Origin of the sequence: Herminiimonas sp., assembly GCF_030645555.1 — a bacterium.
Taxonomy (GTDB): domain Bacteria; phylum Pseudomonadota; class Gammaproteobacteria; order Burkholderiales; family Burkholderiaceae_D; genus Oxalicibacterium.
In genome coordinates this window covers 1-2037 of the sequence record NZ_JAUSME010000118.1, presented here as the reverse complement: position 1 = coordinate 2037, position 2037 = coordinate 1, and the positions used below count along the sequence as shown (strand labels likewise).

At 53.4% G+C, this 2037-nt stretch carries 3 protein-coding genes; all 3 read left to right on the top strand.

The features are described 5' to 3' along the window. Positions 1-131 precede the first annotated feature (131 nt). Positions 132-527 (top strand): 50S ribosomal protein L17, encoded by a 396-nt coding sequence (gene rplQ / locus Q7T06_RS04715; RefSeq protein WP_304781036.1) that lies wholly within the window; start codon positions 132-134, stop codon positions 525-527. Between the two features lie 200 nt (positions 528-727). Beyond that, on the top strand, positions 728-1069 hold the full coding sequence (gene cutA / locus Q7T06_RS04710; protein ID WP_304781033.1) for a divalent-cation tolerance protein CutA: 342 nt from the start codon (positions 728-730) through the stop codon (positions 1067-1069). A gap of 61 nt (positions 1070-1130) precedes the next feature. Continuing rightward, on the top strand, positions 1131-2037 hold a 907-nt coding region (locus Q7T06_RS04705), incomplete at its 3' end, for a protein-disulfide reductase DsbD domain-containing protein (RefSeq protein WP_304781039.1).

The following is a 2037-nucleotide window of genomic DNA, read 5'->3' as shown; positions in this document are numbered from 1 at the left end:
GAGGTAACTCCGCCAGCATGGTTTTTGTAGTAGAATTCACCGTCGTAAAATTATAGATACCGGTCCGCGGCACAGCTATTGCAGTGTCGATAGAAGAACTGGATTTAAACTCAAATCTGAAAGGAATTACCATGCGTCATCGTCACGGCCTTCGTAAGTTAAATCGTACTTCTTCCCATCGTCTTGCCATGTTGCGCAACATGACTGTTTCGCTGCTGCGTCACGAAGCAATCAAAACTACTTTGCCTAAGGCTAAAGAGTTGCGTCGCGTGATCGAACCGATCCTGACCCTCGGCAAAACCGACACCCTGGCAAACAAACGTCTGGCCTTCAATCGCCTGCGCGATCGCGAAATGGTTGTCAAACTGTTCGCTGAACTCGGCCCACGTTACGCAAACCGCAATGGCGGCTACCTGCGCATCCTGAAAATGGGTTTCCGTGTTGGTGACAATGCACCGATGGCATTCATTGAATTGCTCGACCGTCCAGAGACAACCGAAGCTGTAGAAGATAACAGCGGCGAATAAGCCAGCGACCGCTTCTTGCGGTTTGCAGCAATAAAAAAAGCCAGGCTATGCCTGGCTTTTGCTTTTCCAGCATCGCTTCAGGGTAAGCGTGTTTGTGGCAAGATAGAGCCCCGGATAAAGAGCGATTTCATGCTGCCATGTTGACTGCAGTGTTTGCCATTTAATCAGCGCCATCTATTTAACTCAGCACTTATTCCTCCATGCCTATGTCTGCGCAAGTCTTGCTGGTATTTACGAATGTGCCTGATGCGGACACGGCAGAGCGTTTGGCGTGCATTTTAATTGAACGTCGCGTGGCTGCGTGTGTCAATATTTTGCCGGCGATACGCTCGTTTTATCATTGGCAAGGTCAGCTGGAAACAGCGACAGAAGTGATGCTGCAAATTAAAACGATACAGCCGCATTACGCAGAGCTGGAAGCGGTGATCAAGGCTGCGCATCCATATGCCGTGCCGGAGATTATCGCCATCCCCATCGTCGATGGCTTGCCGGCGTATTTAGACTGGATCAGGCAGGAAACAGATAAGGATATGAATGTTTAAGAAATGCTGGATGCAGCACTTGCATCGCTCGCTCGTTGTCTGGCAAGCAAGCCGGGTCGGCATGCTGCGTTTTTTTTCGCTGATCGCCTTGCTGTGCGCCTTGCCTTTGCCTGGACATGCTGAAGAAACCTTCCTTGCGCCCGAAGTGGCCTTCAAGTTTACTGCCCGCATGGCGGATGCGGACACGATCGCGGTGACGTATGCGATCGCCGATGGCTATTACATGTATCGCGAACGTTTTGCATTCAAGGCCATAGGCGCGACCCTGGGTGAAGCCGTCATTCCGGCCGGGAAAATCAAGTTTGATGAAACCTTTCAAAAGGATGTGGAAACCTATCGCAACAGTGTGACGATACGGATTCCCGTTCAGGCAGCGGCGCGCTTTACGCTGCTTGCCAGCAGTCAGGGATGCTCGGATAAAGGTTTGTGCTATGCGCCGATGGAGTCGCAGGCCATGCTGTCTGCAAAAGGCGATGCCGCGTCTGTTGCGCCGCAAGTCCAGACTGCGCAGGGCGCTACTGCGGCAGCCAATGCGATTCCAGATTCTGAAATGGGTCGCATTGAACGTTCGCTGCAAGGCGGCAAATTGCTGACTATCCTGCCGCTCTTCTTGTTGCTGGGCCTGGGCCTCGCATTTACGCCATGCGTATTGCCTATGGTGCCTATCCTCTCGAGCATCATCGTTGGCGAGGGCACGCAGCTCAGGCGCAGCCGCGGCTTGCTACTGGCCGCCGTCTACTCGCTCGGCATGGCGCTTATCTACACGGCTTTGGGCATAGCGGCAGGCTTGATCGGAGAAGGTCTGTCAGCCGCCTTGCAGAATCCGTGGGTGCTGGGTGCATTTGCGATCCTGATGGCCGGGCTTGCGCTCTCTATGTTTGATGTTTACCAATTGCAGATGCCGGTCGCTGTGCAAAGCCGGCTGGCGCATATTTCAGAGCGGCAGAGCGGCGGGAAATTGCTCGGTG

What these genes read in the sequence shown, in the direction of transcription:
- rplQ (WP_304781036.1), top strand. Translation starts at nt 132, where the DNA reads ATGCGTCATCGTCACGGCCTTCGTAAGTTAAATCGTACTTCTTCCCAT.
- cutA (WP_304781033.1), top strand. Translation starts at nt 728, where the DNA reads ATGCCTATGTCTGCGCAAGTCTTGCTGGTATTTACGAATGTGCCTGAT.